Origin of the sequence: Kurthia sp. Dielmo, assembly GCF_000307285.2 — a bacterium.
Classification (GTDB): Bacteria; Bacillota; Bacilli; order Bacillales_A; family Planococcaceae; genus Kurthia; species Kurthia populi.
This window is the reverse complement of sequence record NZ_CAEP01000222.1, coordinates 1-284: the sequence shown is the minus strand read 5'-3', so window position 1 is coordinate 284 and position 284 is coordinate 1. Positions and strand designations below refer to the sequence as shown.

The 284-nt window shown below is 38.7% G+C and carries 1 pseudogene; it reads right to left on the bottom strand.

Features of this window, described 5'->3' with window-relative positions:
• Positions 1 to 188, bottom strand: a pseudogene (locus KTHG_RS00375) (suppressor of fused domain protein); the annotation flags it as partial.
• Positions 189 to 284: the final 96 nt, after the last annotated feature.

The window sequence follows — 284 nt, the reverse complement described above, 5'->3', positions numbered from 1 at the left end:
AGCCATTTCACAATCGCTAATTGATTTGATTCAGCGGCTAAATGTAAAACCGTTCCAACCGGTGTATAGGCATGCAATACATCCTCGTTATTTTCGACTAGCTGTTGCAGGACGTCTAGCTTCCCTTCTCTGATCGCCTTCTGTACCGTTTGATTTAATAACGGTGTGTTTGGTTTTTTATTTTCCACGCTTAAATTCCTCCATTGTTCCAATTGTCGTACTTTCTTGCCTATGTATGCCCCATTTAATTTTCTTATGAAAGAAATGGTAGGTATTTGTCATTT